This is a genomic window from Pedococcus soli (genome assembly GCF_054782575.1).
This window is the reverse complement of the sequence record NZ_BAAGSF010000001.1, coordinates 303,894-329,427: the sequence shown is the minus strand read 5'-3', so window position 1 is coordinate 329,427 and position 25,534 is coordinate 303,894. Positions and strand designations below refer to the sequence as shown.

Genomic DNA, 25,534 nt, shown 5'->3' with positions numbered 1-25,534 from the left:
GTCTGCCCCGCTCCATTAGTGACGTACGCTCCCAGCGTTTGGGTCTACCGAGGGCCCGCTGCACCACCACGTGGTCCGACCTCGGCGCACTGCTCCAGGGGGTTGGGAACGATGGCACGCACGTGGGTGAGTGTCGTCCTGCCCACGCGCAACCGCCCCACGCTCGTCGTGGCCGCCGTGGCCTCGGCCCTCGAGCAGACCCGCCCGCCGCACGAGGTCGTCGTCGTGGTCGACGGCCCGGACGACGAGACCGTCGAAGCGCTGCGGGTCCTGAACGCACCGACGGTCCGCGTGCACGTGCACGACTCGTCCCGCGGCGCCGCGGCGGCTCGCAACACGGGGGTGCGGTTGGCCGAGGGCGACCTCGTGGCCTTCCTCGACGACGACGACCACTGGCTGCCCACCAAGCTCGAGCGCCAGGTCGCGCACTGGGAGGCTGCGACCGACAACGATCGACTGCTGGTGTCCTGCCGGTCCCGCTTCCTCACCGGAAACTCCGCCGCAGAGTGGCCCACCCGGCCGCCCCGCTCGGACGAGCGACTGGCGGAGTACCTCTTCGTGCGCAACCACGCCGGCGAAGGTGCCCTGCCGACGCCCACCTTCCTGCTGCCACGCGGCATCGCCGTCGCCCGCCCGATGCCCGAGCACCTGGTGACCCACGAGGAATGGGACTGGCTGCTCGACCTCGAGCAGGCCGGTGTCCGGGTCGAGGTCCTCATGGAGACGCTCGCGGTCGTCGACGCGGCACCCCGCAGGAACTCGGTCAGCGGAGCATCGTCGTGGCGGGCCTCCCTGGACTGGGCCACGGCGCGCGCCGACGACCTGGGCTCGCGCGCGTTCTCGGCCTTCGTCCTCACCGAGGTGGCCCGAGGGGCTGCACTCCACCGCTGGTCGCCGGGTGAGCAGCGGACCATCCTGACGGCCGCGCTCACCGGGCGTCCGCGACCGCTGGATCTCGCCCGCTTCGTCGGGAGACCGGTCGTGCTGGCGGCCCGCGGCCTCGGCAGGGGGAGCCGATGACCAGGCCGCTGGTGAGCCGACCGCTCGCGGTCTGGATCTTCTGCACGACCGCGATCCAGCCCTTCACCGGCAGCAAGCTGGCATCAGGTGTCACGGCCGTCCTGCTAGTCCTCGCTGTCCTGGCGAATCGGCGGCTGCTCGCCTCGACGCGGGTGTCGCTGGCACTCCTCGCCTACCTGGCCTGGTTGGCCATGTCGGTCTTCTGGTCGGTCCTGCCGGGCGTGACGGCGTCGGCCGTCCTCGTCCAGCTCCTGCTCGTCGTCTCGGGGTTGCTCGTGGCGGTCGGCCGTGGCCGCGCGGAGCTCCTGCGCCTGTTCGCCGACACCTCAGCGGCGTTCGTGCTGCTGAACATCGCGCTGGGTGTCTTCGTGCCCAGTGTCGGCCGGGGTTCTCAGGGGCACTACACCAACATCATCGAGGGGCTCTTCGCGGACAAGAACCTTTTTGCGTTCTTCGCTGTTCTCGCGCTGGGCGCTGCCCTGTGCGCCTTGGTGGAGGCCCGCAGCTCGGGGGCGACCTCGCCGCTCGACATCGCGCGCCCTGTCGTGGCCGTGGTGGGGGTGGTCCTTGCCGACAGTGCGACAGGACTGAGCCTGAGCCTCGTGACCGTCGTCCTGGTGATGCTCCTCAGGCTCATCGCTCGAAGCAAAGGACCCGTGGCGGTCCCAGTGACGGGAGTGCTGGTGGTCTTGGGCTCACTGACGTGGGTGGTGCACACCCAGTGGTCCGCTGTGCTGGGCCTGCTGGGGCGCGACGCCACCCTGACCGGGCGAACGCGCATCTGGTACGCCGTCACCAGGGCCATTGCGGAACGACCGATGCAGGGCTACGGCTGGAAGGCGCTGTGGGTCGACGGGGACCCGACGACCACACGCATCTGGAGCGACAACTACGGCGTGCCGTTCTTCCACGCCCACGACGGCTATCTCGACGTGACGGCTCAGCTCGGTCTCGTCGGCCTCGCGCTCACCGTCCTGTTCCTCGGGACCGTCCTCGCCCGTGGCTGGCGCAGCACCGTGGACCACGGGTCCGGGGCTGACATGTGGCCGGTCGTCCTGGTGACGGTCATGGCCCTCTACAACATCACCGAAGCGACCGGTTTCACGACGGTCAACTGGGTGCTCCTCGTCGCGCTGTCCAGCGCGCTGGCTTCAAGAAGAAAGGACCGAGAGTGTTCATCGCCTACGCCTGGCGCCTCGTCGTTCGTCAGTTCCCCGTGATCCTGGTGCTGGCCCTCGCGGGGCTCGTCGTGGCATTCGGATACTCGGCGCACACGAAGACGTACAGCACCACCACGTACCTGACCGTGCTGCCGACCAAGGACCAGGCGGGCCTGCGTGCGGTCGACCCCTTGCGCTTCTTCCAGACCCAGACCCAGGCGATCCTGGGCGACCCACTGCTGGCCGACGCCGCCTCGAGGCTGGGGGACGGGACCACGGTGGAGGACCTCCGCCTGAGCGTCAGCGTGAGTGACGGGTCGACGGCGGACGTGGTGGGAGTCACCGTTTCGGGCCCGACGTCGGCGGGTGCGACGGCGCGTCAGCGTGCCGTCCTGGCCGCCATCGACTCCTACACCTTCCCGGCCGTGACGATGACCAAGCTCTGGGTGGCCCCGCTGGTCTCGCCCTCGGACACCAAGGCACTCCTCGCCGGGCTGGTCGGCGGCGCCGCGGCGGGCGTGCTCCTCGTGCTGCTCTGGGGTGCGATTCGTCGGCCGGTGCACCACCCCCGGTACCTGCAGCTCGACGACGACGTGCGCACCTATCCGCTGGTCCTGGACGTCCATCGGCCCGACCAGGTGCAGCAGTTCCAGCACTGGCTCGGCCGGCCGGCCGGACGCGTGGTGGGGGCCGGACGCTCCGACGCGCAGGCCTCGCGGCTGTCCGCCCACATCGGCGTGGACGAGGCCGCTGGTGGTCCCACCCTGCTCGTCGCCGCTGCCGGGCGAGCCACGGAGAACAACGTGGAGGAGCAGGTCTCGCTGAACTCGCAGGGCGAGGCTCCCGTGCTCGTCGTGGTCTCGGCGAACCGGCGCAAGCGGGCGCAACGATGAGTCGCGACACGGGTCGGCACGATCTCCTCCTGGTCTGTTCGGCAGGCGGCCACCTGGCTCAGCTCATGACCGTCCGCCCTTGGTGGTCCCGGCACGATCGTCGGTGGGTGACGGCCGACCTCCCCGACGTGCGCGCTCGGCTGCAGGACGAGGACGTGACCTTTGCGCACTTCCCTACGACCCGGAACGCCCGCAACTTCCTGCGCAACTTCGGGGTGGCCCTTCGCGTCCTGCGCGAGCGACGCCCCGATGTGATCGTGTCCAACGGGGCCGGGGTTGCGGTCCCCTTCTTCCTCATCGCGAAGCTGATCGGTATCCCGACGGTGTACATCGAAGTCATCGACCGCCTCGACTCGGGCACCGTCACCGGGCGCATCTGCGCGCGCCTCACGGACGACTTCTGCGTGCAGTCCGATGACCAGCTCGTCGTGTACCCCGGGGCAACTGTGATCGGACAGCTGCTGTGACCAGGGTTCTGGTGACCATTGGCACGGATCACCAGCCCTTCGACCGCCTCATCGGCTGGGTCGACGACTTCCTCGCCGTTCGCCAGGACATGGCCGACCAGGTCCTCGTGCAGCACGGACAGACGGCACCCGCGTCACGGGCCAAGAACCGCGCATTCTTCCCGTTCGACGAGCTCAACGCCCTCATGGCGTCGAGCGACGTGGTCATCACCCATGGTGGCCCGGGGACCATCTTCGAGGCTAGGGCACAGGGCCGGTTGCCCCTGTGCGTGCCGCGTGACCCGGACCTGGGCGAGATCGTCGACGGCCACCAGCAGCGCTTCGCTCGTCGACTGGCGGCGGACTCGCTCGTCCTGCTGGCTGAGGACCAACAGACCTTCGAGCGCCTCCTGACCGCGGCCCTGGCCCAGCCGGAGATCGTGCGCATCCCGCAGGACGACTCCCGGGTCCGGGTCACGGCTGACCGCCTGGATGCCTACGTCACCAATGTGGTCATGACGGGGCGCAGCCGTTGGTGGCGCGGATGACGCACGTCGTGCAGGTGGTGCCCCACGTTCGCATGGGGGGTATGCAGCGGATGGCGATGCTGCTGGACGAACACCTGCCCTCAGCAGGGGTGTCGTCTACCCTCGTGGATTTGCAGTCGATGCGGGAACGTCAGTCGCCGGCGTCGCTGTGGCGCCAGCTGGCCAGGCGTTGGCGCACCGAGCGACCCGAAGCAGTGATGGCACACACCGTCCTGGCCGCCGCGCTCGCCTTGACCGCGGCGCGTGCGGCGGGGGTGGATCGTCGAGTGCTGGTGATCCACGCATCCCAGCCGTCGCTGGGAGCGCCGAAGTCGATCGTGGTCGCCCTTCTCGGCGTCACGCGTGTCGCCACCGACGTCGTGGTGTGTGGCCATGCTGCCCTCGCGACGTTCCAGCCATGGCTCCGGGTCGTGGCTCGCGCCAAGGCGATCCCCAACGCCATACCGGTCCCGCAGACTCACGCCGATGAGCCGGAGCCCACCTTTGACTCGATCGACGGAATGCGGTCCTCGCGCCCGGTGCGGGTGCTGGTGGCAGGTCGACTGGTCCCTCAGAAGCGAGTCGACGTGGCCATCCGTGCGGTGGCCGGATCGACGGCCAGCCTGACCGTGTGCGGTGACGGACCGCTGCTCGAGGAGCTGCGCACGTTGGCCGAGACCACCGGCGCCGACGTCACCTTCGCCGGACGCGTTCCCAGCGAGGAGATGGCAGGGCAGTACCGGAACCACGAGGTGCTCGCCTTCCCGAGCGAACGCGAGGGACTGCCCCTGGTGATGCTCGAGGCCGCCAGCCACGGCCTGGCTGTCATCGCGTCCGACCGTCCGTTCAACCGCGAGGTGCTGGGCGACGCGGCCTGGTACTGCGACGGGGACGACCCCATGGTGTGGCGCGCCGGCCTCGACGCCCTGGCCGCCGACGACTCGGTGCGCCGCGACCTGGCGGCGTCCGCGCGCGAACGCATCGACCTCTTCGACCTGTCCACGATGGTGCGGCGGTATGCCGAGCTCATCGTCGGCAGGGGATGACAGGGGGGTGGCCGTGACGCGCATGAAGGATGTCGGCGTCCGGTACGCGATGGCGGGGAAGCTGTTCGGGTCGACGGCTCTCGCGCAGGGTGCCGCCCTCGTGGCCACGGTCGTGGCCGCCACGAGCGCAGGACCCTCCGACTTCGCGATCTATGCCGGGATCCGTGCCGCCACGGCGGCGGTGTCCTCCGTGAACGCCCTCGCCACCGAGACCCGCCTGCCGGTCGTCTCCGACGACGACTCGCGGGCCCTCATCCGCGTGGCCACGACCACGGTGGTGACCACGTCCGCGTTGACGGTCCTCGTGGGCGCAGTGGCCTCGCTCGAAGGAGCCACGTGGGCGAGCATCGCCCTCCTGCTCGGTCCGTCGTTCCTGGCGGTCTCCGCGCTGAACGTCGTGACGTCAGCCGTGGTCCGCGCCAGCCGTCCGCACCTCCTGGCGCGCAACAGGGTCCTGAGCGGTTTCAGCAACGCGGCCCTGATCATCGGGCTCATCTTCACGTCCCTGCCGGGCTACCTCGTCCTCACCGGCGCCTTCGTCGTCTCCACCCTGCTCGGGGTCCTCGTGATGCTGCACGGCCTCCCGGGCTGGCTCTCGCAGGCGCGGCCGGCCCACCGTGGGGACTGGCGCATCGTCCGGCGTGAGGTCGGCTGGCAGCCGCTCAACAACCTGGCGGCCAACCTCGGGACCGCGCTCCCGGCGCTCCTCCTGCCGGCATTCGGCGCCACCGCCCTCGCCGGCGCCTGGGCCCTCCTCAGCCGCATCATGAATGCCGTCGTCAACGTCGTCTACTCGACCGCTGCCCCGCTGTACACGGCGGAGTTCGCCCGCCTCGTGCGGGACGGAGACAGCTCCGAGCGGGTGCACCTGCACCGCAGGTGGTTGGGGCGGCTGTCCTTGCTCGTGATCCCCTCGGTCGTCGGCATCATCGTCGGGGTGCTCTGGGTGGTGCCCCTGCTGGGAGAGCAGTGGAACGGCGTCTCGACGGTGCTCGTCCCGGCCTGCCTCAGCTTCGCCGTCCTCATCCTGTGGCTCCCGATGTCGCAGACCCTGGTGCTGGTCGGCCGCACGACGCTCGAGCTGGTGTGGACGCTCGGCAACCTCGCCGTGTCCGCGGCCACCCTGGCGCTCATCCCGGTCCTGGGCGGTGAACAGGCTCTCACCGTGTGGGCGGTCGCCCAGGTGCTCTCCCTCATGGTCCACGTGGCCATGCAGCGCCGAGCGGTCAGCGAGCCGCTTCCGGGGGTCGCCGTGCGTGGTCCCGCGACGAGCCGGACCTAGACCCGGCTCAGGCAGGTGTCAGAGGGCGATGCCGACGTACTTCGTCTCGAGGTACTCCTCGATGCCCTCGAACCCGCCCTCACGACCGAACCCCGAGTGCTTGACCCCTCCGAACGGCGCCGCCGGGTTGGAGACGATGCCCTGGTTCACGCCGACCATGCCGAACTCGAGGGCCTCACCGACGCGCAGGGCACGCGAGAGGTCGCGGGTGAAGACGTACCCGACCAGCCCGTACTCCGTGGAGTTGGCAGCAGCGACGGCTTCGGCCTCGGTGGCGAAGGTGGTGACGGGGGCCACCGGTCCGAAGATCTCCTCGGTGAGGCATCGCGCCCCCGGTGGGACGTCGGTCAGGACCGTGGGGCCGTAGAACCAGCCGTCACCTGGAACGGGTGAGCCCCCGGTGAGGACCTTCGCCCCCCGGCCCACGGCGTCCTGGACGAGCGCATCCACCCCGTCGCGCGCCTTGGCCGTCACCAGCGGTCCGACGTCCACCCCGGCCCGGGTACCCGGACCCAGCGTCAGCGCGCCCACCCGTGCCGCGAGCTTGCCGGAGAACTCTTCCGAGACCGACTCGTGGACGAGGAAGCGGTTGGCCGCGGTGCAGGCCTCGCCCATGTTGCGCATCTTGGCGAGCATGGCGCCGTCTACCGCGGCGTCGACGTCGGCGTCCTCGAAGACGAGGAACGGGGCGTTGCCGCCGAGCTCCATGGACACCCGCAGGAGCTGCGCGGCGGACTGCTCCACGAGGGCCCTGCCCACCGGGGTGGAGCCGGTGAACGTGAGCTTGCGCAGGCGTGGGTCGCGGATCAGGGGTGCGCACACGGCCCCCGAGTGCGACGTGGTCACCACGTTGACCACACCGTCCGGTACGCCGACCTCCTGCAGCAGCCGCGCGAGCGCCAGCATGGAAAGTGGTGTCTCGTGCGCCGGCTTCACCACCATGGTGCAGCCCGCCGCGATGGCGGGTCCGATCTTGCGCGTGCCCATCGCGAGCGGAAAGTTCCACGGCGTGATCATCAGGGTGGGGCCGACAGGAGCCTTCATCGTGACGAGCCGTGTCGCTCCGTTGGGGGCGACGGAGAAGCGCCCGTGGACGCGGACCGCCTCCTCGCTGAACCAGCGGAAGAACTCTGCGCCGTAGGCCACCTCGGCCCGCGACTCGGCGAGCGGCTTGCCCATCTCGAGGGTCATGAGGAGGGCGAGGTCCTCGGTGCGTTCGACGAGCAGCTCGTATGCCGCGCGCAACAGCTCGGCGCGCTCGCGCGGTGGGGTCCGCGCCCACCCGGCCTGCGCCGCTGCGGCCGCATCCAGCGCGGCAGCGCCGTCCTCGACGGTGGCGTCGGCGACATGGGCGAGGACGGCACCCGTCGCCGGGTCGTGGACCTCGAAGGTCGAACCCGAGCTCGAGTCCTGCCACGTGCCGCCGATGTACAGCTGTCTCGGCACGTCGGCGAGCAGGTCCTGACGGTTCACGCTGGTCTCCAGGGGGCTTGAGGTCGGAGGTGGCCGGTCAGACGCGGGGCACGATGCCGTTCTCGCGCAGCTGCTCGAACAGGTCGCGGAACGACTGGGCCGTGCCCTGGTAGTCCAGGAACCCGGCAGCGCGGCTCTTGCCCATGTCGGCGAAGGTCTCCACGGTGCGCCCGAGGTCGGCGTCGGTGTGCCACCAGGACGCCAGCTCGGACGCGGCATACGGCTTGAGGTCGTTGGCCTCGACGATGCCGGCCCACACCTCGTCCGCGTGGTCCATCCGACCCTCCAGCGGGGTGGGGGAGCCCGGGTACTCCGCGGGCTCGACACCGAGCGCCGCGGCGACGTCCTTCCACAGCTGCCGCCAGCGGAAGACCTCGCCGTTGACGGTGTTGAAGGCCTCGTTCTCGCCGGCTGGTTCGCTGGTGGACCAGGCCACGTGGCGTCCGAGCAGGCGGGCGTCGGTGAGGTCGGTGACGCCGTTCCACTGCTCCGGGCTGCCCGGGAACACGAAGGGCTCGCCGGTCGCGCGGCAGATCGCACCGTAGACGGCCAGCGTCACCCCCATGTTCATCGCGTTGCCCAGGGCGTAGCCGATGAGCGTGTGGGGTCGGTGCACCGACCACGTGAACGAGTGCTCCTCCGCCGCCGCGAAGAGGATGTCCTCCTGGACGTAGTAGAAGTTCTGGTGCGGCAGTCGTCCCTGCTCCTCACGGAACGGGGTGTCGGCCGGGGCGCTGGCGTAGGCCTCGAACGGCCCGAGGTAGTGCTTCAGCCCGGTGATGAGGGTCGCGTGCGTCAGCTGGTTCGTGGCGCACACGATGTCCAGGGTGTTCTGCAGCATTTCACCATTGACCCTGCAGTTCTCCGCCTCGGTGTCCTGCCGCTGCCAGGTCGCGAACACCACGTCCGTGATGGTGAGCCCGGCGATGGCTGCCCGGATCGACTCCCGGTCGAGCACGTCGGCGTACACGTGGGTGACGCCGGGGAGCTCGTACTTGGGTGACCGCGACATGCCGATCACCTCGAATCCCTTGTCCTGCAGGGCGATCGCTGAACTGTAGCCAGCCATGCCGGTAACGCCGACAACGAGGGCAGAGCGCTTCATCTGACAGGTCTCCTGAGGTGTGACGGGACAGCCAGGCGGGGGACGGGCCTGGTCCGACGGTGTGCGGCATCGTGGCGCGCATAGACCGAGGGGTCAAGTATAGGTTAACATTTCGATCACTGTCGCGAACCACTGAACGGAGAAGGGCATGCCTGAGCGCCGTCCCGGCCCGAGAGCCGTTCCGGTCGGACGCATCGACACGGTGTGGCACTGATGCGGCACGGGACCGACTGGTCCTCGCGGATCCGGGGTACCTTCGGCGGGAAGTGGATCCGATGAGCGAGGGATTGGTCACCATGCCAGTGGGACGGTTGGGCGCACGCCTGCGCGAGGAACGGACGCGGGCCGGCCTGTCCCTGCGGGGTGCGGCGCGCGAGCTCGGCGTCTCGCCGTCCTTCGTGTCGCAGATCGAGAACGGCAAGTCCCAGCCGTCGGTGGCCACCTTGTACTCCCTGGCCCGCCTGCTCAACGTCTCCATCGACGAGCTCTTCGCCGTGGAGTCGGAGACGCCGGATCCTGCTGCGACACCGGTGCGTTCGCTCGGGTCCACGCCGAAGCAGCGCAAGGCCGTAGGGGTGGTGGGCAAGCTCCCCGCCCGCTCCGACATCAGCTCGCCGGCGGAGGCCTTCCCCCAGGAGTCGAGCCACAGCCGGGTCGCCGTGACGCGGCCGGGGGAGCGCTCGCGGCTCGAGATGGACACCGGCGTGGTGTGGGAGCGACTGGCCACGAACACGGGGCCGGACTTCGACTTCATGGAGATCATCTACCCGGCGCACAGCAGCTCGACGAGCGACGGCCGGATGCTGCAGCACGCCGGCTTCGAGTTCGGGTACCTCGTCGAGGGGGAGCTCGAGATCACCGCGGGCTTCGACGTGTTCACCCTGCGCGCCGGGGACTCGATGAGCCTGGACTCCTCCCTGCCCCACCTCCTCACGAACCGCGGCGACGAGCCGGCGCGGGGCATCTGGCTCGTCGCGCACCAGCACTGAGGCGACGATCGTTCGGTAGTTCTTGACACCGAACGCCGCAGCGTTAACCATGTATGAACACATGGTGTCCCTCGCGGATGCTGCGACAACGACGTCGACCGAGAGGTGCGCATGAAGGCGCTGCAGTTCGAAGCCCCCTCCACCTACGCGGTGAACGAGCTGGATCTCCCGAGCATCGGCGATGACGAGGTCCTCGTCGCCAGCCGCGCGGTGGGCGTCTGCCACTCGGACATCGAGCTGCTCGAAGGCCGCTACATCATCCCCTTCGAGTACCCGGTGATCCCGGGGCACGAGTGGGCCGGCGAGGTCGTCCAGGTGGGGCGGGGCGTGACCGGTTACGGGCCCGGCGACCGGGTCGTGGGGGAGTGCGTCATCGGCAGCGACCACTTCGGCTTCAGCATCAGCGGCGCGGCCGCCGAGTTCTTCGTCGCGAAGGAGTCGTGGCTGCACCGCCTCCCGGACGCGCTGTCGTGGACGCAGGGCGCCCTGGTCGAACCCTTCAGCTGCGGCTACTACGCCACCGTGCAGGCCGACAACCTCGACGCCAGCGACACCGTGCTGGTCTACGGAGCCGGCCCCATCGGGCTCGGCGTGGTTGCCGCATCCGCGGGCAAGCGGGCCAAGGTCATCGTCGCCGAGCCGTCGGCCGCCCGGTCCGGCCTGGCGCAGACGCTCGGGGCGGAGATCGCCCTCGACCCGACGTCGGCCGACTTCGAGGACGCGGTCAAGGAGCACACCGACGGCCACGGGCCGAGCGTCGTCATCGAGGCGAGTGGTCGCCCGGAGGCGATGGCCTCTGCGCTGGAGGTCGCGGGTTTCCGCGCCCGACTGGTCTACGTCGGCATCGACGTGGGCTCCTCGGTGCCGGCGAAGCTCGGTCTCTTCCAGTCCAAGGAGCTCCAGGCGCGGGGGATCATCGGCTCACCCGGCGTGTGGCCCCAGACCCTGCGCTTCCTGGCTCGCAGCGGTGTCGACCTCTCCCCCCTGGTCACGTGCCAGGTCCCCCTCCTCGAGGGTGACCGAGGCATCCGGACCGTCCTCGAGGACAAGGCGCAGGTCAAGGTCCACCTGACGTCCGACGCGACGCTGTAGGTCCACCGAGCCCTGAAGAGAAGGACATTCGCATGCTTGCAGGAGTTCTCCACGCACCGGGTGACCTCAGGGTCGAGGAGGTGGCCGACCCCACGCCGAAGACGGGCGAGGTCGTCATCGAGGTGTTCCACAACGGCCTCTGCGGTACCGATGCCACGGAGTACAGCAAGGGACCGATGATGGTCCCGCTGCAGACCCGCCACCCCGGCAGCGGACACGTGGGCCCGACCATCCTCGGCCACGAGTTCATCGGTCGCGTCGTGGGATCGGCCCCGGACGCCAGCGAATGGGTCGGGAAGACCGTGGCCTCCGGGGCGGGTGTCTCCTGCGGAGCCTGCGCGTGGTGCCGCCGTGGGCGGACGAACCTCTGCGCCTCGTACTACACGCTGGGTCTGTCGACGCACGGGGGACTGGCCCAGTTCGTGGCTGCCCCCGCCTCGACCCTGGTGGAGGTCCCCGCGGGCATGCGCACCGTCGATGCCGCGCTGGCGCAGCCGCTCGCGGTGGGGCTGCACGCCGTCGACCGCGCCGGCATCCGCCCGGGTGACACGGTCCTCGTCCTCGGGGCGGGCGCCATCGGCTCCTTCATCCTCGCAGGGCTGACCGGTCACGACGGTGAGGTCGTGGTGGCCGACATCGACGACGCGAGGTTGGCGGCGGCCACCACCCTGGGTGCGAGCCGCACCATCAAGCTGACCGCGGACACCTCGACGGAGGCCGTCGCCGACCTCGTCGGCGGCCAGGTCGACGTCGTCATCGAGAGCTCCGGTGCCCCCGGGGCGGCTGCGCGGGCCCTGGACCTCGCCGTCCGCGGTGGGCGGGTCCTGCTGGTCGGCCTGTCGAAGGCACCCCAGCCGATCGCCCTCGCGGGGGTTGTCCTGAGGGAGGTGGACGTCGCGACGACGGTGGCCCACGTGTGCGGAACCGACCTCCCCCGGGCCCTCGCGCTGCTCGACCGGACGCGTCTGAGCGATGCCGTCGGCGTCAGGACGATCGCGCTGGCAGACGTCGTCCCGCAGGGGCTGGACCCCCTGGCCGCCGGCACCGCCGGACAGAAGATCCTCGTGGACCCCCGTCGTGGCTAGGGTCGCCGTCCTCGGGGCGGGGCGCATGGGTGGGGCCGTCGCCCGCAAGGTGGCCGGTGCCGGGCACGACGTCCCACTGTGGAACCGCACGCGCGCCACGGCCGAGGCCGTCGCCGAGGGGCACGAGCGCCTGGTCGTCGCGGACACGGCCGCGGAAGCGGTCGCGGGCGCCGACGTGGTGCTCACCATGATGGCAACCGGTGCTGCCACGTGCGAGGTGCTGCTGGCCGATGACGTGCAGGGCGCGTACGCCGACGACGTCGTCGTCGTCGACCTGGGCACCAGTGGCGTCGAGGCCGCGCACCGCCTTGCCGAAGGCCTGTCGCAGCGAGGGGTGTCCTTCGTCGACGCCCCCGTCTCGGGGAGCGTCCCGGCTGTCGAGGGTGGCACCCTGCTCGTCATGGCCGGGGGCCCGGAGGATGCCATCGCGCGGGCCGAGGGGGTGCTCGGTGCCATCGCCCGCAGGGTGATCCGCGTCGGGGATCCCGGGGCCGGCCAGGTCATGAAGCTCGCCGTCAACCTCGTCCTGCACGACCTGAACGCTGCGCTCGCCGAGTCGCTGCGGCTCGCCGAGGGAGCGGGTCTCGCGCGTGAGGACGCGTATGCCGTGCTCCAGGAGAGCGTGGTCGGCGCACCGTACGTGCAGTACAAGCGGGGCGCCTTCCTGGACACCACGACACCGGTGGCCATGACGCTGGCGCTGGTGGCCAAGGACCTCCAGCTCATCACCGAGCAGGCCCGTCGCACGGGTGCGCCGGCCGTGGTGACCGAGCAGGTGCTGCGCACCGTGCATCTCGCCGTGGAGTCGGGCTTCGGTGACCGGGACATGGCCGATCTCAGTCGCGTCTGAGCGCGACGGTCCGCCCGTGGGACGAACCCATAGGCGTAAACCCCTTGTGAACACCTCAGCACAGTTGTACAGTCACACCTAACGAACTGCAGTCGTTCTGTGAACACTGCGGAGGACCTCGACGAGGAGGCACGGGATGGCATCGACCGACGGCGCCCACGGCAGCAGCCCGCGGCGAACCCTGCCCGTGCTCTCGCGCGGACTGTGGACCGTCCTGGCCGCCCTGGCCCTCCTGGCCGTCGTCTCGATCGTCTTCGCCCCGAGCAGCATGAGCTCCGGAGCGCTCCAGGGAATGCTGCCGTTCGCTGCGGTCCTGGCGATCGTGGCCATCGGCCAGACCCTGGTCGTCATGCAGGGCGGCTTCGACCTGTCCGTCCCGGGATCGGTGTCCATCGTCGTCGTGATCGTCACCCACCAGGCCTACGGGAACGACGCGAAGGTCCTCCCTGCGGCGCTGATGGCGCTGGGCGTGGTGCTCGTCGCCGGACTGGTCAACGGGTTCCTGATCGGTCGGATGGGTCTGAACCCCATCGTCGCGACGCTCGGGGTGAACGCCCTGCTGTATGCCGGTGTCCTCGGCATCTCAGGAGGCACCCCCCGCCAGACCACCGACCTGCTGGCCAGCGTGGCCGGCGGAACCCTCCTGTGGGTCCCGAACTCGCTGCTCGTCGCGGTCGTCACGGTCGCCGTCACGACCCTGGTGGTCAAGCGCACCGTGGCAGGTCGCAGGTTCGAGGCCGTGGGGGCGAACGGCAGGGCGGCATGGGCGACCGGCCTACGGGTGCAACGACACCGCGCCGGCGGGTACGTGGCCGCCCAGGTGCACTACTGGCTCGGAGGGCTGCTGCTCGCAGGCATCCTCAACAAGCCCACCGCCTACCAGGGCGACCGCTACCTGCTGCCCTCGGTGGCCGCCGTCGTCCTCGGCGGGACCTCGCTGCTGGGCGGCCGCGGCAACATCGCCGCCACGGCGATCGCCGCGTTGTTCCTCACCCAGCTCGACCAGCTGGTGCTCGCGCTGGGCGTCAACTTCGCCGTCGAGACGCTCGTGCAGGCGGCAGCCTTCGCCATCGGCGTGGCCCTCTACTCCATCGAGTGGCGCCGTCTGCGCGAACGGTTCGCCCGCAGCCCCGGGCCGGTCGCGTCCCCCTCCTGACCACCACGCAGCACCCCTGCTCCGCCCCACGCCGTCGCCCCGTCGCCTCCCCTGACGCGGCTCTACCCAACGCTGTCCCGTGCACCACAGAAAGGTCCAGAACCATGAAGGAATCCACGAGCAAGATCCGGCTGATGGCCTCCTGCGGCGCCGTCGCCCTCTCGCTGGCAGCGTGCAGCAGCACCGGAACCACAGCGGGCGGTGACACGAGTGGATCGGCCAGTGGTGCGACCGTGGCCGGCGCCCCGTCCTGGTGCGGCACCAAGAAGATCTCCCTCGGCCTGACCGACGGGTTCGGCGGCAACAGCTGGCGCTTGGTCACGACGGCCGCGGCCAAGGAGGAGATCGCCAAGTGCCCGAGCGTCACGAACTTCACCTACGCCGACGGACAGGGTGACACCCAGAAGGCCATCTCCGACATCCAAGGACTGGTCGCCAAGGGCGTCAACGCGATGGTGGTCTTCCCCGACGCCGGCAACGCGATGCTCCCCGCCCTGCGCAGCGCCTTCAAGGCGGGCGTGGTCACCGTGCCCTACCGCGTGAACCCGGGCGGCACGGCCAAGGCCGACTACAACGTGTGGATCGGGGCCGACTTCACCACCGACGGCAAGAACTGGGGCGACTGGATCGTCAAGAACCTCCCCGACGGCGGCAACGTCCTCTTCCTCTCCGGACCTGCGGGCAACAGCCAGGGCGTGGACGAGCTGAAGGGCATGAAGTCCGTGCTCGACCCCACGGGCAAGTACAAGTTCATCGGTCAGTCGCCGTTCGAGGTGACCAACTGGGACCCGTCCAAGACCCAGCAGGTGCTCAGCGCGGCCATCGCCAAGTACCCGAAGATCGACGTCATCGTCTCGGACTTCGGCCCGTCCCTCGTGGGCGCCCTGCCCGAGTTCGAGAAGTCCGGCCGGTCGATCCCGATGATCGCCACGTCCGACGGCAACGTGCTCTCCTGCTTCTACGAGGCGCACAAGGCCAAGAACCCGGACTTCAAGCTCATGACGGTCGCCACCGGCAACGACAACGCCCGCCTCGCCGTCCAGTGGGCCGTGGCGCTCGCCACCGGCGGCAAGACGCCCAGCGACGACGTGTTCAAGGCGCCGATGTTCGAGGACTCGGTCAGCTCCACGCCGCACCCCGTCACCTGCGAGAAGGCCCTGCCCGGGGACATCTACCTCTCCGCCCAGATGGCCGGCGACGCCCAGGCGAAGCTGCTGAAGTAAACCCCACGTGAGGCGATCCCATGTCGAAGATGCACGTTGATGTCCAGGACGGATCCATGAGCGACCAGACGCAGGACCGGACTCCGGCCGACCTCGCCACCGACCTCAGGTCGGCGATGAGGCTGACCGAGATCAGCAAGCACTACGACGGCGTGGCCGCCCTCACCGACGTCTCCCTGACCATCCGGCCGGGAGAGGTGCACGCCCTGCTCGGGGAGAACGGTGCCGGCAAGTCGACGCTCATGGGCGTCGCCACCGGCTCCGTCCTCCCCGACGGCGGGACGATCGAGGTCGACGGGGAGCCCATCGACTCGCTGACGCCGGCCCGGGCGACGCAGCTGGGGATCGCGATCGTCCACCAGCACCCTGCGGTGCTGCCGGACATGACCGTGGCGGAGAACATCCGGGTGGCGGTCCAGGCCGACCGGCTCGGTGGGCGCAGGGCCGCCGAGTCGACCATGCGCCAGGTCCTGGACGACGTGGGCTCGACCGCCCACCTCGAGGACCGCGTCGACTCGTTGAGCGTCGCACAGCGGCACCTGCTCGAGCTGGCCAAGGCGATGCTGGTCAAGCCGACCATCCTCATCCTCGACGAGCCGACCGCCCCCCTCGGCCCGGAGTCGGTCGACCGCCTCTTCGCCTGGGTCAGGCGGGCCGCCGAGCGCGGCACCGCGGTCGTCTACATCACCCACCGCCTCGCCGAGGTCCGCGAGCTGGCGCAGCGGGTGACCGTGCTGCGCGACGGTCGCGTGCGCGGCACGGCCGAGGTGGACACGATCACCGACGACGAGCTGCTGGCCCTGATCGTCGGACGCCAGCTCGAGTACACGTTCCCGCCCAAGCGCCCGGACGTGGTCGACGCAGAAGAGTTCCTCACCGTCGAGGGCCTCTCCGGCAAGGGCTTCAACGACGTCTCCTTCACCGCCAGTCGAGGAGAGGTCCTGGGGATCTCGGGCATCGTCGGGAACGGCCAGAGCGACCTGCTGCGCGCCCTCAACGGGCTCGAGCCGTTCACGGGGACCGTCAGGATCGGCGCCAAGGACCACACGGCGAAGCAGCTGGCGCACGCGACGGCATACCTCCCTGCGGACCGGCACGTCGAGGGCCTGATGATGACCCTCTCGGTCCGGGAGAACGCGGCGCTCGCCGCACTGGGCCGGTTCCGCAAGGGATGGCTGCTGGACCGCGGCGCCGAGGTCGAGACGGTCGGCGCGGAGCTCAAGGACCTGGCCGTGAAGACCGCCTCGCAGGAGACCGAGGTCTCGGCGCTGTCGGGCGGCAACCAGCAGAAGGTGGTGCTCGCGCGTGCCCTGCTGTCGCGACCCAAGCTGCTCGTCGCCGACGAACCCACCCAGGGCGTGGACGTGGGAGCGCGCGCGGAGATCTACCGCATCCTGCGCGAGGTCTCCGACAGCGGCGTACCCGTGGTCGTCGCGTCCTCGGACGCCAAGGAGCTCGAGGGGCTCTGCGACCGCGTCATCGTGATGTCGAGGGGCTCGGTGGTCAACACCTTCGCCGGCGCGGACGTCACCGAGAGCAACCTCATCGACGCGGCCGTGCGAGCCACCAGTCGGACGAAGTCCAAGGACCGGGCGGTCGCGTCGACCAGCGCGACCGGTTCCACCCGGGTCGGGCGCTTCCTGCAGGGTGACTACGCCCCGGTCCTGATCCTCGCCCTGGTCATGATCGCGCTGGGCGGCTACATCTACGCGCAGAACCCCCGTTTCCTCTCTGCGTTCAACATCACCAGCGTCACGATGTCCTGCGCCGCACTGGGATTCATCGCCCTGGGCCAGACCGTCGCACTTCTCTCCGGAGGCATCGACCTGTCCGTCGGCCCACTGGCAGGCTTCGTCGTCGTCATCGGTTCGTTCTTCCTCGTCAACGGGAAGTCACCGGCCTTCATGGCCCTCGGGATCGTCCTCATGGTGCTGGCCTCGGCCGGTGTCGGGGCGGTCAACGGCTCGCTGATCCGGTACGCCAAGTTCACCCCGGTCGCCGCGACCCTCGCGGCCTACATCGCCCTGCAGGGGCTGAGCCTCCTGCTGCGGAGCGCGCCGGGCGGCAACATCGCGGACGGTGTCACCGCGTTCCTCCAGCTCGGGGTCGGCCCGGTCCCCAACGTGTTCATCCTGCTCGTCATCGCCGCGGTGGTGATGGAGTGCCTGCTGCGCTACAGCGGGTGGGGGAGGCGGCTGCGCGCCGTCGGGTCCGACGAGGGCTCGGCCCGACGGGTCGGGGTCAAGGTCGACCGCACGGTGGTGCTCGGCTACGTCGTGGCCTCGCTGTTCGTCTTCCTGGGCTCCGTCGTCCTGCTCGTGCAGCTCGGGATCGGCGACCCCACCCAGGGCGTCGGCTACACCCTCAGCAGCATCACGGCCGTCGTGCTCGGTGGCACCAGCCTCCTGGGTGGCCGGGGGACGTTCATCGGCACGCTCCTCGGTGCCGGACTGATCATCGAGCTGCTGAACGCGACGGTCTTCCTCGACCTCTCGCAGACGTGGCAGTACCTGTTCCAGGGCGGGCTCATCGTGGCCGCCGCCGTCATCTACGGGCGCGTCCGCGGCGCGCGCGCCAGCGTCTAGACCAGGAGGACACCCCCATGCGGGCAGCACGGTTCCACGGCAAGTCCGACATCCGCGTCGAGGACGTCGACGTCCCCCAGATCCACGAGCACGACGAGGTGCTCGTCGAGGTCCTGTGGTGCGGCATCTGCGGCACCGACCTCCACGAGTACATGGTCGGTCCCATCGTCACGCCGGTGACGCCACATCCGCTCACCGGCGTGACGCTTCCACAGGTGCTGGGTCACGAGTTCTCCGCGCGGGTGGTGGAGGTCGGTCGCAGCGTCAGTGACGTGGCGGTCGGTGACCGGGTCGCCATCATGCCCGCCATCGTCTGCGGACGGTGCCGCTTCTGCCGGGAGGGCCTGGGCCACCTCTGCGAGAAGTTCGCCTGCACCGGACTGTCCGCGGAGACCGGTGGCCTCGCGCAGTATGCGGTGCTGAAGGAGTACCAGGTCAGCCGCCTGCCGGACTCGGTGTCGGACGTCGAGGGTGCGGTCGTCGAACCCGCCAGCGTCGCGGCATACGGCATCGACCGCGTCGGTGTGCGCGGCGGTGACATCGTCCTCGTCACCGGTGCCGGCCCGATCGGTGTCCTGTCGGCGATGTACGCGAGCGCCCTGGGCGCCACCACCGTCGTGATCGCCGAGCCCAACCCCAACCGTGCGGCGTTGGCCCGGGCGATGGACATCGGGCCGGTGGTCGACCCCACCCAGGACGGTTTCGCCGACTTCATCGCCGAGACGACCGAGGGGCGGGGCGTCGACATCGTGGCCGAGTGCTCCGGCTCGACGCCGGGGCTCACCACGGCGATGGACAGCGTGCGCACCCGCGGCAGCATCGTCCAGACCGGGCTGCACACCCGGCCGGCGACGATCGACGCGATGCGCTTGTCGGAGAAGGACATCAGCTACATCGGGAGCTGGTGCTACCTCATCACGGACTGGCCTCGCATCATCCGGCTGATCGCGTCGGGCAAGTACCCCGTCGCCAAGGCGGTCACGACCCGGATCGGGCTCGAGGACGTCGTGTCCCGAGGCTTCGACGTCCTCGTCAACCCGACCGGTGACCAGCTCAAGGTCCTCGTGTCGCCGACGACGTCGGGCTGAGGCGACGGTCATGGCAATCACCATCCAGGCCATCCACCACGTGGGCCTCGTTGTCCGCGACCTCGACCGGTCGATCTGGTTCTACCACGACCTGCTCGGGCTGCCCTTCGTCAACGAGCCGACGCCCTGGTTCGAGGGACCGGAGCTGTCCGTCGGTGTGGGGGTTCCCGGAGCCAGGCTGCGCCAGGTCTCGCTGCTCGCCGGCGAGACCATCATGGAGCTCATCGAGTACGCCGAGCGGCCCGACGGCGGCCCGCAGCCGCCGCCCAACAACAACCTCGGCGCGGCCCACGTGTGCTTCAAGGTGGCCGACGTCGCGGCGACCAAGGCAGAGCTCGAGAGCCACGGGGTGGCGTTCTACTCCGAGGTGAACGTCGTGGACGACGGGCCGCTCGCCGGCTGGCGCTGGGTCTACTTCAGCGACCCCGACGGCCTGGCGCTCGAGCTCGTCGAGATCGCCTACTACGACGAGGAGGCGCGCCGGCTCGCGGCCGCGGAGTACCTGCGTTCCAGACCGTCGAAGGAGCAGGCCGAGAGTCGCGTGCCCGCCTGAGGCGACCCGCAGGCTCGCCCCCGCCGACCCGCTCGGCACCCCACCCGTGCCACCCGCCCCCGACTTTTCTTGCACAGACCCGAGGAGAACTCATGGTTTCGCCGACATACGGCACGAACGCCGTCGACTGGGAGAACCGCTTGGACATGGACCGACTGCGGTCCGAGCGGTTGGCGCGCCTCAAGGAGGAGCTGGACCGTTCCGACCTCGGTGCCCTGCTGACGTTCGACTTCCACAACATCCGGTACATGACCAGCACCCACATCGGCACCTGGGCCATGGACAAGATGATCCGCTTCGCACTGCTGCCACGCGGTGGTGACCCGGTGCTGTGGGACTTCGGCTCCGCCGCCAGCCACCACACCCTGCAGGCCCAGTGGCTCGACGAGCCGCACCGCGCCGCCGGGCGCGGTGACCGCTACGGCTCCAGGGCCGGAATCTCCACGCTGCGCGGGGCGATCTCGCCGGCGGCAGGTCGCGCCGAGGACGTCGCCCGCAAGGTCGCCGAGGTGATGCGCGACTTCGGGCTCGAGGGCCAGGCCGTCGGTGTCGACATCGTCGAACCCCCTGTCGCCGCAGCGCTCAAGGCCGCAGGGCACGAGGTCGTCGACGGGCAGCAGGTCTTCCTCGAGGCGCGTCGGATCAAGACCCGCGACGAGATCGGGCTGCTGACCCAGGCCGCGTCGATGGTCGACGGAGCCTACGAGCAGCTGTACGACTTCCTGCGCCCCGGGATCAAGGAGAACGAGTGCGTCGGCCTCGTGAGCAAGGTGCTCTACGACCTCGGGTCGGAGCACGTCGAGGGGGTCAACGCGATCTCCGGCGAGCGCTGCGCACCCCACCCGCACGTCTTCAGCGACCGGATCATCAGGCCCGGCGACCCGGCCTTCTTCGACATCCTGCACAGCTTCATGGGTTACCGGACCTGCTACTACCGCACCTTCGCCGTCGGCAGCGCGTCGCGCGGCCTGCGTGACGCCTACACGATCTGCCGCGAGTACATGGACCGCGCGATCGACCTCGTGAAGCCCGGCGCCACCACCGCAGACATCGTCTCGGTGTGGCCGACGGCGCAGGAGTTCGGGTTCGCCAACGAGGAGGCGGCCTTCGCCCTCCAGTACGGCCACGGCATCGGGCTGTCGATCTGGGAGCGGCCGATCTTCAGCCGCATGACCTCGCTCGAGCACCCCGAGACCCTCGAGGAGGGCATGGTCTTCGCACTCGAGACGTACTGGCCGTCCGTGGACGGTTGGGGCGCCGCGCGCATCGAGGAGGAGCTGGTCGTGACCAAGGACGGGTGCGAGGTCATCACGAAGTTCCCCGCCGAGGACCTGCTGGTCGCGGGCAAGCGCTACTACACGACCGGCGGCTACCTGCCGACGGTCCGGGACAGCCAGTCCCACCTCAACAGCACCAGGTCGACGTCGGTCGTCGGCGTGGGGGAGGAGAGCCGATGAGGTCACCACTGACCGACCACGTCTACGGACAGCACGCGTCCGTCCTGCCACCGCAGGACCAGACCCGGCACGACGGGGACGACATCGACCTGGCCGTGCGCACGGGCCTGTACCGGAGCATGCGCGAGATGCGTGTCTTCGAGAAGCGCGCCTACGACCTGTTCATGAAGCAGCTGGTCAAGGGCACCAGCCACCTCTCGCTCGGCATGGAGGCCATTGCTGCCGGCTTCGGGCAGGCGATGCGCCGCGACGACTACACCTTCGCGACCTACCGCGGGCACGCCCACACGCTCGCCCGTGGCGTCCCCATGACCCCCGTCCTGGCCGAGCTCCTGGGCCGCGCCAACGGGCTCCTCGGTGGCAAGGGTGGATCGATGCACCTCACCAGCGTCGAGCACGGGATGATGGGCTCCTACGCGATCATCGGTGCCCACCTCACGATCGCCAACGGTGCGGCGTGGTCGGCCCAGTACCGCGGTTCCGGCCAGGTCGCCGTGTGCTTCTTCGGTGACGGCACCACCAACATCGGCGCCTTCCACGAGGCCCTCAACTACGCCGCCGTGTACAAGCTGCCGGTCGTCTTCGTGTGCGAGAACAACATGTACATGGAGTACACCTCGATCTTCGACATCACCGCTGTGGAGCGGCCGGCCGCCGACCGTGCGTCGGCCTACGGCCTCGAGCCGGTGCTGATCGACGGGAACGACGCCGACGAGGTCTACCTGGCCGCCGGGCGGGCGCTGGACCGGGCTCGCGCCGGGGACGGCCCCAGCCTGATCGAGGCGGTGACCTACCGCCACGGCGGCCACTCCCGCGCCGATCCGGGCAAGTACCGGCCCAGCGAGGAGGTCGAGGCCTGGAAGGCGTACGACCCACTCGACGTCTACCGCGACCGGCTCATCAGGCTCGGTGTGTCCGCCGACGAGCTCCTCGCGATCGACGCGGAGGTGCTGGCCGCGGTCGACACCGCCACCCAGGAAGCGATCGCCGGTGACCTGCCCGCACCGGAAAGCGCCTTCACGGATCTCTGGGCGGATGGAGGCTGGTCATGGCGCAACTGACGTACCGCGACGCCGTCGCACGAGGGATCGCCCAGGAGATGCGACGCGACGAGCGCGTCCTGCTCGTCGGCGAGGACGTGGCCGGCGCGGGCGGGGTGTTCAAGACGACCGTGGGCCTGCTCGACGAGTTCGGCCCCACGCGGGTCGTCGACACCCCCATCTCGGAGCAGGCCATCCTCGGAGCGGCCATGGGCGCCGCCATGACCGGCCTGCGCCCCGTCGCCGAGATCATGTTCTCCGACTTCTTCGCCGTCTGCTGGGACATCGTCGTCAACCAGATCGCCAAGACGCGGTACATGACCGGCGGCCAGGTCAGCCTGCCGCTGGTCATCAAGACCGGCAACGGTGGTGGCCTGCGGTTCGGTGCGCAGCACTCCCAGTCGATCGAGAACTGGGCCATGGCGATCCCCGGCCTCAAGGTCGTCACGCCCTCGACCCCCGAGGACGTCGTCGGCCTCATGGCCGCGGCCATCCGTGACGACGACCCGGTGATCTTCTGCGAGCACAAGGGCCTGTACGCGTCCAAGGGCGAGGTCCCCGACGGCGACATCATCGACTCCCTGGGTACCGCGAAGGTCCGTCGCCCGGGCAGGGACGCGACGATCCTGTCGCTCGGCATGATGGTGCCGCGGGCCCTGGCCGCGGCCGAGGCGCTGGCCGCGCGGGGCATGGACGTCGAGGTGATCGACGTGCGCTCCCTCGTCCCGCTCGACACGCAGACGATCCTCGGGTCCGTGTCGCGGACCGGTCGGCTGTTCACGGTGGAGGAGAACCCGCAGCTGCTGGGTTGGGGAGCGGAGATCGCGTCCCTCGCCAGCGACGAGTGCTTCTGGGACCTCGACGGCCCGATCCAGCGGATCACCACCCCCCACATCCCGCTCCCGTCGGCCGACTCGCTCGAGGACCTCGTCATGCCCTCCGAGGAGAGCATCGCGACCACCATCGAGAAGGCGCTGCAGTCGTGACCGGAGGACGGGAGGGGCGGGTCGCCGTCACGATGCCCCAGCTCGGCGAGACCGTCGCCGAGGGAACCGTCCTGCGGTGGCTCAAGCAGGTGGGCGAAGCGGTGGCCGACCAGGAGCCGCTGCTCGAGATCTCGACGGACAAGGTCGACGCCGAGGTGCCCTCGCCGGCCGCCGGCGTGCTGGCAGAGATCGTCGTCGGCGAGGACGAGACCGTCGACGTCGGAACGGTCCTCGCCCATGTCGCGCCCGGTGCTCCATCGCCCGGGCAGCGGGCCGAGGCCACGGGTGCACCGCCCGTCGAGCCGGCGGCCGAGGAGCGCTCGCCGTCACCCCCCAGCGGCGAGCGCTCCTCCCCGCCCGCCGGCGGGCCGCGCCACCGGCACTCACCGCGGGTGCGGCGGCTCGCACACGACAGCGGCGTCGACCTCGCCTCCCTCACCGGGACGGGGCCTGCAGGCCGGGTCACCCCCGACGACGTGGAGCGTGCCGCCCGGCACGCTGCCCCCGAGCCCGTTCCCTCTCCGGAGGCGCCGGTGTCCGTACCGACCCGGGCCGGGCCCCAGCGCGTGTCGACTGCGGCGGCCACCGAGCCGTTGCCGAGCCTGGCGAGGAGCTCCGCTCCGGCTGCGAACCGTGCGTTCCGCACCCTGGTCGCCGAGGTGGACGTCCCTGCGGCGCAGTGGGTCGGCTCCTCCGACCAGGCGTCCGTCCCGGTGCCCGCCTCGGCAGCGGCGGCAGTCGTCGCAGCAGTCGCAGGTGCCCTGCGCAGTCACCCCTCGCTCCTGCCCCCCGGGGCCGGCGCCGACGCGGGCGACCTGGCCGTCTCGTGGTCCACCGGGTCCGGCACCACCTCCTGCCTGCTGTCGCAGGCCGGTGAGCTGAACGTCGGGGGAGTCGCCCAGCGGCTCCTCGCCGGGGCCACCGCTGGCGAGCCCCCGCCCGGGGCCGGCTTCACGGTGAGCCTCCTCCAGGACACCGACGTGCTCTTCGAGGTCGCCGAACCCCCGCCGGGTCAGGTCGCGACCATCGTCTTCGGCACCCCGACCCGACGCGTGGTCGTGGTCGATGCCGACGGCTCACCCGGCATCGCCGTCCGCCAGCGGTCCTCCGTGGCCCTCAGCCACGACCCGGGGACCGTCTCGAGGGAGGCCGCCCTCGCCTTCCTCCGGGACGTGGTCCGCCGGGCACACTCCCGCGCCTAGCCGTCCGTCCACCAGCAGAAGCTCGGAGACCCCATGCCCAGTCCCACCCGGACCCACCACCTCGCCTACTCGACGCTGGTCCACCCCGGCGACACCTGGGAGGAGATGCGCGAGAGCCTCGAGACCTATGCGCCGCAGGTGAAGGTGCGAGTCTCCCCGGACGAGCCGTATGCCGTGTCCCTGCGGATCTCGGGTGCCTCCGCCCGGACCCTGACGAGCGATCCCGTGGAACGGAAGCGACTGCGTCACTGGCTCGACGAGCACGACATGTACGTATACACCGTCAACGCGTTCCCCCACGGTCCGTTCAAGGGCCGCAGTGTCATGGAGGACGTCTACGAGCCCGACTGGAGCACGCAGGAGCGGGTCGACTACACCTGCCAGGTGGCCGACATCCTGGCCGAGATCACCCCCGAGTCGGTGTCGCCCTCGATCCAGACGGCCCCGCTGGCGTTCCGCCCCAAGGTGACCTCCGAGGCCGATGTCGTGCTCCTGACCGAGAACCTCCTTCGGGTCGTGGCCCACCTCGTCGACCTCGAGCAGCGCACCGGCCGGCGGGTGAAGCTCGCCCTCGAGCCGGAGCCCTACTGCTACCTCGAGACCACGGCAGAGACGATCACGTACTTCCAGGAGCGGATCTGGTCACGCGCTGGTCTGGTCACGTTCGCGAGGCTGAGCGGACTCCCCGTCAGCGAGGCCATCGGCGCGCTGCGTCGCCACCTCGGTGTCGTGTTCGACATCTGCCACCAGTCGGTGGAGTTCGAGGACATCGCGGTGTCGCTGGACTCGCTGGTCGACGCCGGGGTGCCGATCTTCAAGCTCCAGGCGGCTGCCGCGCTGTGGGTCCCGACGGTGGACGCGGAGACGGTCGAGGCGCTGGAGGCGTTCACCGACACGATCTACCTCAGCCAGACGACGGAGTCCCGCGGGGGAGAGCTGACGCGGATGCTCAACCTCTCCGACGCGATCGCGGCGTGGCGCAAGGACCCGGGCGGTGACCGGGAGTGGCGCACGCACTTCCACGTGCCGGTCTTCCTGGACGACCTGGGTCCGTTCCGGACGACCCGCCCCGGCATCGAGGCAGCGTTGCGGGTGCACGCCGAGCTCGACCTCTCGGACCACCTCGAGATCGAGACCTACACGTGGGACGTGCTCCCCGCGCACCTCAAGACCGGCGACATCGTCGAGTACGTCTCGCGCGAGCTCGAGTGGATGCGCGACACCTCGGCCGCACTGGCGACGGCTGACCGGACGGAGTCGCGGTAGGGCGTCACCG

The 25,534-nt window shown here is 70.2% G+C and carries 23 protein-coding genes; 21 read left to right on the top strand and 2 right to left on the bottom strand.

Features of this window, described 5'->3' with window-relative positions:
- Positions 1–111: 111 nt before the first annotated feature.
- From ACYVKF_RS01400 to ACYVKF_RS01370, 7 genes are all read left to right on the top strand, one after another.
- Complete coding sequence (locus ACYVKF_RS01400) at positions 112–1,020, top strand: glycosyltransferase family 2 protein (protein ID WP_460964322.1); 909 nt, start codon at positions 112–114, stop codon at positions 1,018–1,020.
- A complete protein-coding gene (locus ACYVKF_RS01395) occupies positions 1,017–2,240 on the top strand; it encodes an O-antigen ligase family protein (RefSeq protein ID WP_460964319.1) in 1,224 nt (407 codons plus the stop codon). The genes ACYVKF_RS01400 and ACYVKF_RS01395 overlap by 4 nt, the downstream gene beginning before the upstream one ends.
- Positions 2,192–3,073 carry a YveK family protein gene (locus ACYVKF_RS01390; protein WP_056916813.1) on the top strand — a complete coding sequence of 294 codons (882 nt, stop codon included), beginning with the start codon at positions 2,192–2,194 and terminating at the stop codon, positions 3,071–3,073. The genes ACYVKF_RS01395 and ACYVKF_RS01390 overlap by 49 nt, the downstream gene beginning before the upstream one ends.
- Before the next feature lie 107 nt (positions 3,074–3,180).
- The gene (locus ACYVKF_RS01385) at positions 3,181–3,540 is read left to right on the top strand and encodes a glycosyltransferase family protein (protein WP_235530729.1); all 360 of its coding nucleotides are present in this window, start codon (positions 3,181–3,183) and stop codon (positions 3,538–3,540) included.
- A gap of 11 nt (positions 3,541–3,551) precedes the next feature.
- Entirely contained in the window at positions 3,552–4,067 is a 516-nt protein-coding gene (locus tag ACYVKF_RS01380; RefSeq protein WP_162254776.1) for a glycosyltransferase, read from the top strand.
- Positions 4,064–5,092: a glycosyltransferase family 4 protein gene (locus ACYVKF_RS01375; protein WP_460964316.1), complete on the top strand. Its 1,029-nt coding sequence runs from the start codon at positions 4,064–4,066 to the stop codon at positions 5,090–5,092. The genes ACYVKF_RS01380 and ACYVKF_RS01375 overlap by 4 nt, the downstream gene beginning before the upstream one ends.
- Before the next feature lie 13 nt (positions 5,093–5,105).
- On the top strand, positions 5,106–6,374 hold the full coding sequence (locus tag ACYVKF_RS01370; protein WP_460964314.1) for a lipopolysaccharide biosynthesis protein: 1,269 nt from the start codon (positions 5,106–5,108) through the stop codon (positions 6,372–6,374).
- Positions 6,375–6,392: 18 nt separating this feature from the next.
- On the opposite strand, the gene ACYVKF_RS01365 is transcribed toward ACYVKF_RS01370, so the two are convergent.
- Together ACYVKF_RS01365 and ACYVKF_RS01360 are read right to left on the bottom strand one after the other, a co-directional pair.
- On the bottom strand, positions 6,393–7,859 hold the full coding sequence (locus ACYVKF_RS01365) for an NAD-dependent succinate-semialdehyde dehydrogenase (RefSeq protein WP_460964685.1): 1,467 nt from the start codon (positions 7,857–7,859) through the stop codon (positions 6,393–6,395).
- Positions 7,860–7,884: 25 nt separating this feature from the next.
- Positions 7,885–8,952 carry an SDR family oxidoreductase gene (locus ACYVKF_RS01360; RefSeq protein ID WP_056918687.1) on the bottom strand — a complete coding sequence of 356 codons (1,068 nt, stop codon included), beginning with the start codon at positions 8,950–8,952 and terminating at the stop codon, positions 7,885–7,887.
- A gap of 275 nt (positions 8,953–9,227) precedes the next feature.
- Here ACYVKF_RS01360 and ACYVKF_RS01355 point away from each other — a divergent pair, with 275 nt between their 5' ends.
- From ACYVKF_RS01355 to eboE, 14 genes are all read left to right on the top strand, one after another.
- Complete coding sequence (locus tag ACYVKF_RS01355) at positions 9,228–9,941, top strand: helix-turn-helix domain-containing protein (RefSeq protein WP_235530731.1); 714 nt, start codon at positions 9,228–9,230, stop codon at positions 9,939–9,941.
- Between the two features lie 111 nt (positions 9,942–10,052).
- Positions 10,053–11,033 carry a zinc-dependent alcohol dehydrogenase gene (locus ACYVKF_RS01350; protein ID WP_460964311.1) on the top strand — a complete coding sequence of 327 codons (981 nt, stop codon included), beginning with the start codon at positions 10,053–10,055 and terminating at the stop codon, positions 11,031–11,033.
- 32 nt (positions 11,034–11,065) lie between these two features.
- On the top strand, positions 11,066–12,118 hold the full coding sequence (locus tag ACYVKF_RS01345; RefSeq protein WP_056918689.1) for a zinc-dependent alcohol dehydrogenase: 1,053 nt from the start codon (positions 11,066–11,068) through the stop codon (positions 12,116–12,118).
- The gene (locus ACYVKF_RS01340) at positions 12,111–12,968 is read left to right on the top strand and encodes an NAD(P)-dependent oxidoreductase (protein WP_460964308.1); all 858 of its coding nucleotides are present in this window, start codon (positions 12,111–12,113) and stop codon (positions 12,966–12,968) included. The genes ACYVKF_RS01345 and ACYVKF_RS01340 overlap by 8 nt, the downstream gene beginning before the upstream one ends.
- Before the next feature lie 136 nt (positions 12,969–13,104).
- Positions 13,105–14,124 (top strand): ABC transporter permease, encoded by a 1,020-nt coding sequence (locus ACYVKF_RS01335; RefSeq protein WP_056918691.1) that lies wholly within the window; start codon positions 13,105–13,107, stop codon positions 14,122–14,124.
- A 104-nt stretch (positions 14,125–14,228) separates the two neighbouring features.
- Complete coding sequence (locus ACYVKF_RS01330) at positions 14,229–15,347, top strand: substrate-binding domain-containing protein (RefSeq protein ID WP_056916824.1); 1,119 nt, start codon at positions 14,229–14,231, stop codon at positions 15,345–15,347.
- Between the two features lie 56 nt (positions 15,348–15,403).
- The gene (locus ACYVKF_RS01325) at positions 15,404–17,932 is read left to right on the top strand and encodes an ATP-binding cassette domain-containing protein (protein WP_056918692.1); all 2,529 of its coding nucleotides are present in this window, start codon (positions 15,404–15,406) and stop codon (positions 17,930–17,932) included.
- A gap of 17 nt (positions 17,933–17,949) precedes the next feature.
- Entirely contained in the window at positions 17,950–19,020 is a 1,071-nt protein-coding gene (locus tag ACYVKF_RS01320; RefSeq protein WP_056916826.1) for a 2,3-butanediol dehydrogenase, read from the top strand.
- A gap of 10 nt (positions 19,021–19,030) precedes the next feature.
- Positions 19,031–19,573: a VOC family protein gene (locus ACYVKF_RS01315; protein WP_460964305.1), complete on the top strand. Its 543-nt coding sequence runs from the start codon at positions 19,031–19,033 to the stop codon at positions 19,571–19,573.
- Between the two features lie 92 nt (positions 19,574–19,665).
- Entirely contained in the window at positions 19,666–21,030 is a 1,365-nt protein-coding gene (locus ACYVKF_RS01310; RefSeq protein WP_460964303.1) for a M24 family metallopeptidase, read from the top strand.
- On the top strand, positions 21,027–22,091 hold the full coding sequence (locus ACYVKF_RS01305; protein ID WP_056918693.1) for a thiamine pyrophosphate-dependent dehydrogenase E1 component subunit alpha: 1,065 nt from the start codon (positions 21,027–21,029) through the stop codon (positions 22,089–22,091). The genes ACYVKF_RS01310 and ACYVKF_RS01305 overlap by 4 nt, the downstream gene beginning before the upstream one ends.
- Positions 22,079–23,056 carry an alpha-ketoacid dehydrogenase subunit beta gene (locus ACYVKF_RS01300; protein WP_056916829.1) on the top strand — a complete coding sequence of 326 codons (978 nt, stop codon included), beginning with the start codon at positions 22,079–22,081 and terminating at the stop codon, positions 23,054–23,056. Before ACYVKF_RS01305 ends, ACYVKF_RS01300 begins: the two co-directional genes overlap by 13 nt.
- The gene (locus ACYVKF_RS01295; RefSeq protein WP_460964300.1) at positions 23,053–24,258 is read left to right on the top strand and encodes a biotin/lipoyl-containing protein; all 1,206 of its coding nucleotides are present in this window, start codon (positions 23,053–23,055) and stop codon (positions 24,256–24,258) included. The genes ACYVKF_RS01300 and ACYVKF_RS01295 overlap by 4 nt, the downstream gene beginning before the upstream one ends.
- 33 nt (positions 24,259–24,291) lie before the next feature.
- Positions 24,292–25,524: a metabolite traffic protein EboE gene (eboE, locus tag ACYVKF_RS01290; protein WP_460964298.1), complete on the top strand. Its 1,233-nt coding sequence runs from the start codon at positions 24,292–24,294 to the stop codon at positions 25,522–25,524.
- Positions 25,525–25,534: the final 10 nt, after the last annotated feature.

Bases quoted from the DNA above. Each gene is read 5' to 3' on its own strand.
- ACYVKF_RS01345 (WP_056918689.1), top strand. From the start codon at position 11,066: ATGCTTGCAGGAGTTCTCCACGCACCGGGTGACCTCAGGGTCGAGGAG.
- ACYVKF_RS01355 (WP_235530731.1), top strand. From the start codon at position 9,228: ATGAGCGAGGGATTGGTCACCATGCCAGTGGGACGGTTGGGCGCACGC.
- ACYVKF_RS01305 (WP_056918693.1), top strand. From the start codon at position 21,027: ATGAGGTCACCACTGACCGACCACGTCTACGGACAGCACGCGTCCGTC.
- ACYVKF_RS01350 (WP_460964311.1), top strand. From the start codon at position 10,053: ATGAAGGCGCTGCAGTTCGAAGCCCCCTCCACCTACGCGGTGAACGAG.
- ACYVKF_RS01320 (WP_056916826.1), top strand. From the start codon at position 17,950: ATGCGGGCAGCACGGTTCCACGGCAAGTCCGACATCCGCGTCGAGGAC.
- ACYVKF_RS01335 (WP_056918691.1), top strand. From the start codon at position 13,105: ATGGCATCGACCGACGGCGCCCACGGCAGCAGCCCGCGGCGAACCCTG.
- ACYVKF_RS01300 (WP_056916829.1), top strand. From the start codon at position 22,079: ATGGCGCAACTGACGTACCGCGACGCCGTCGCACGAGGGATCGCCCAG.
- ACYVKF_RS01400 (WP_460964322.1), top strand. From the start codon at position 112: ATGGCACGCACGTGGGTGAGTGTCGTCCTGCCCACGCGCAACCGCCCC.
- ACYVKF_RS01325 (WP_056918692.1), top strand. From the start codon at position 15,404: ATGAGCGACCAGACGCAGGACCGGACTCCGGCCGACCTCGCCACCGAC.
- ACYVKF_RS01375 (WP_460964316.1), top strand. From the start codon at position 4,064: ATGACGCACGTCGTGCAGGTGGTGCCCCACGTTCGCATGGGGGGTATG.
- ACYVKF_RS01315 (WP_460964305.1), top strand. From the start codon at position 19,031: ATGGCAATCACCATCCAGGCCATCCACCACGTGGGCCTCGTTGTCCGC.
- ACYVKF_RS01310 (WP_460964303.1), top strand. From the start codon at position 19,666: ATGGTTTCGCCGACATACGGCACGAACGCCGTCGACTGGGAGAACCGC.
- eboE (WP_460964298.1), top strand. From the start codon at position 24,292: ATGCCCAGTCCCACCCGGACCCACCACCTCGCCTACTCGACGCTGGTC.
- ACYVKF_RS01330 (WP_056916824.1), top strand. From the start codon at position 14,229: ATGAAGGAATCCACGAGCAAGATCCGGCTGATGGCCTCCTGCGGCGCC.
- ACYVKF_RS01395 (WP_460964319.1), top strand. From the start codon at position 1,017: ATGACCAGGCCGCTGGTGAGCCGACCGCTCGCGGTCTGGATCTTCTGC.
- ACYVKF_RS01360 (WP_056918687.1), bottom strand. From the start codon at position 8,952: ATGAAGCGCTCTGCCCTCGTTGTCGGCGTTACCGGCATGGCTGGCTAC.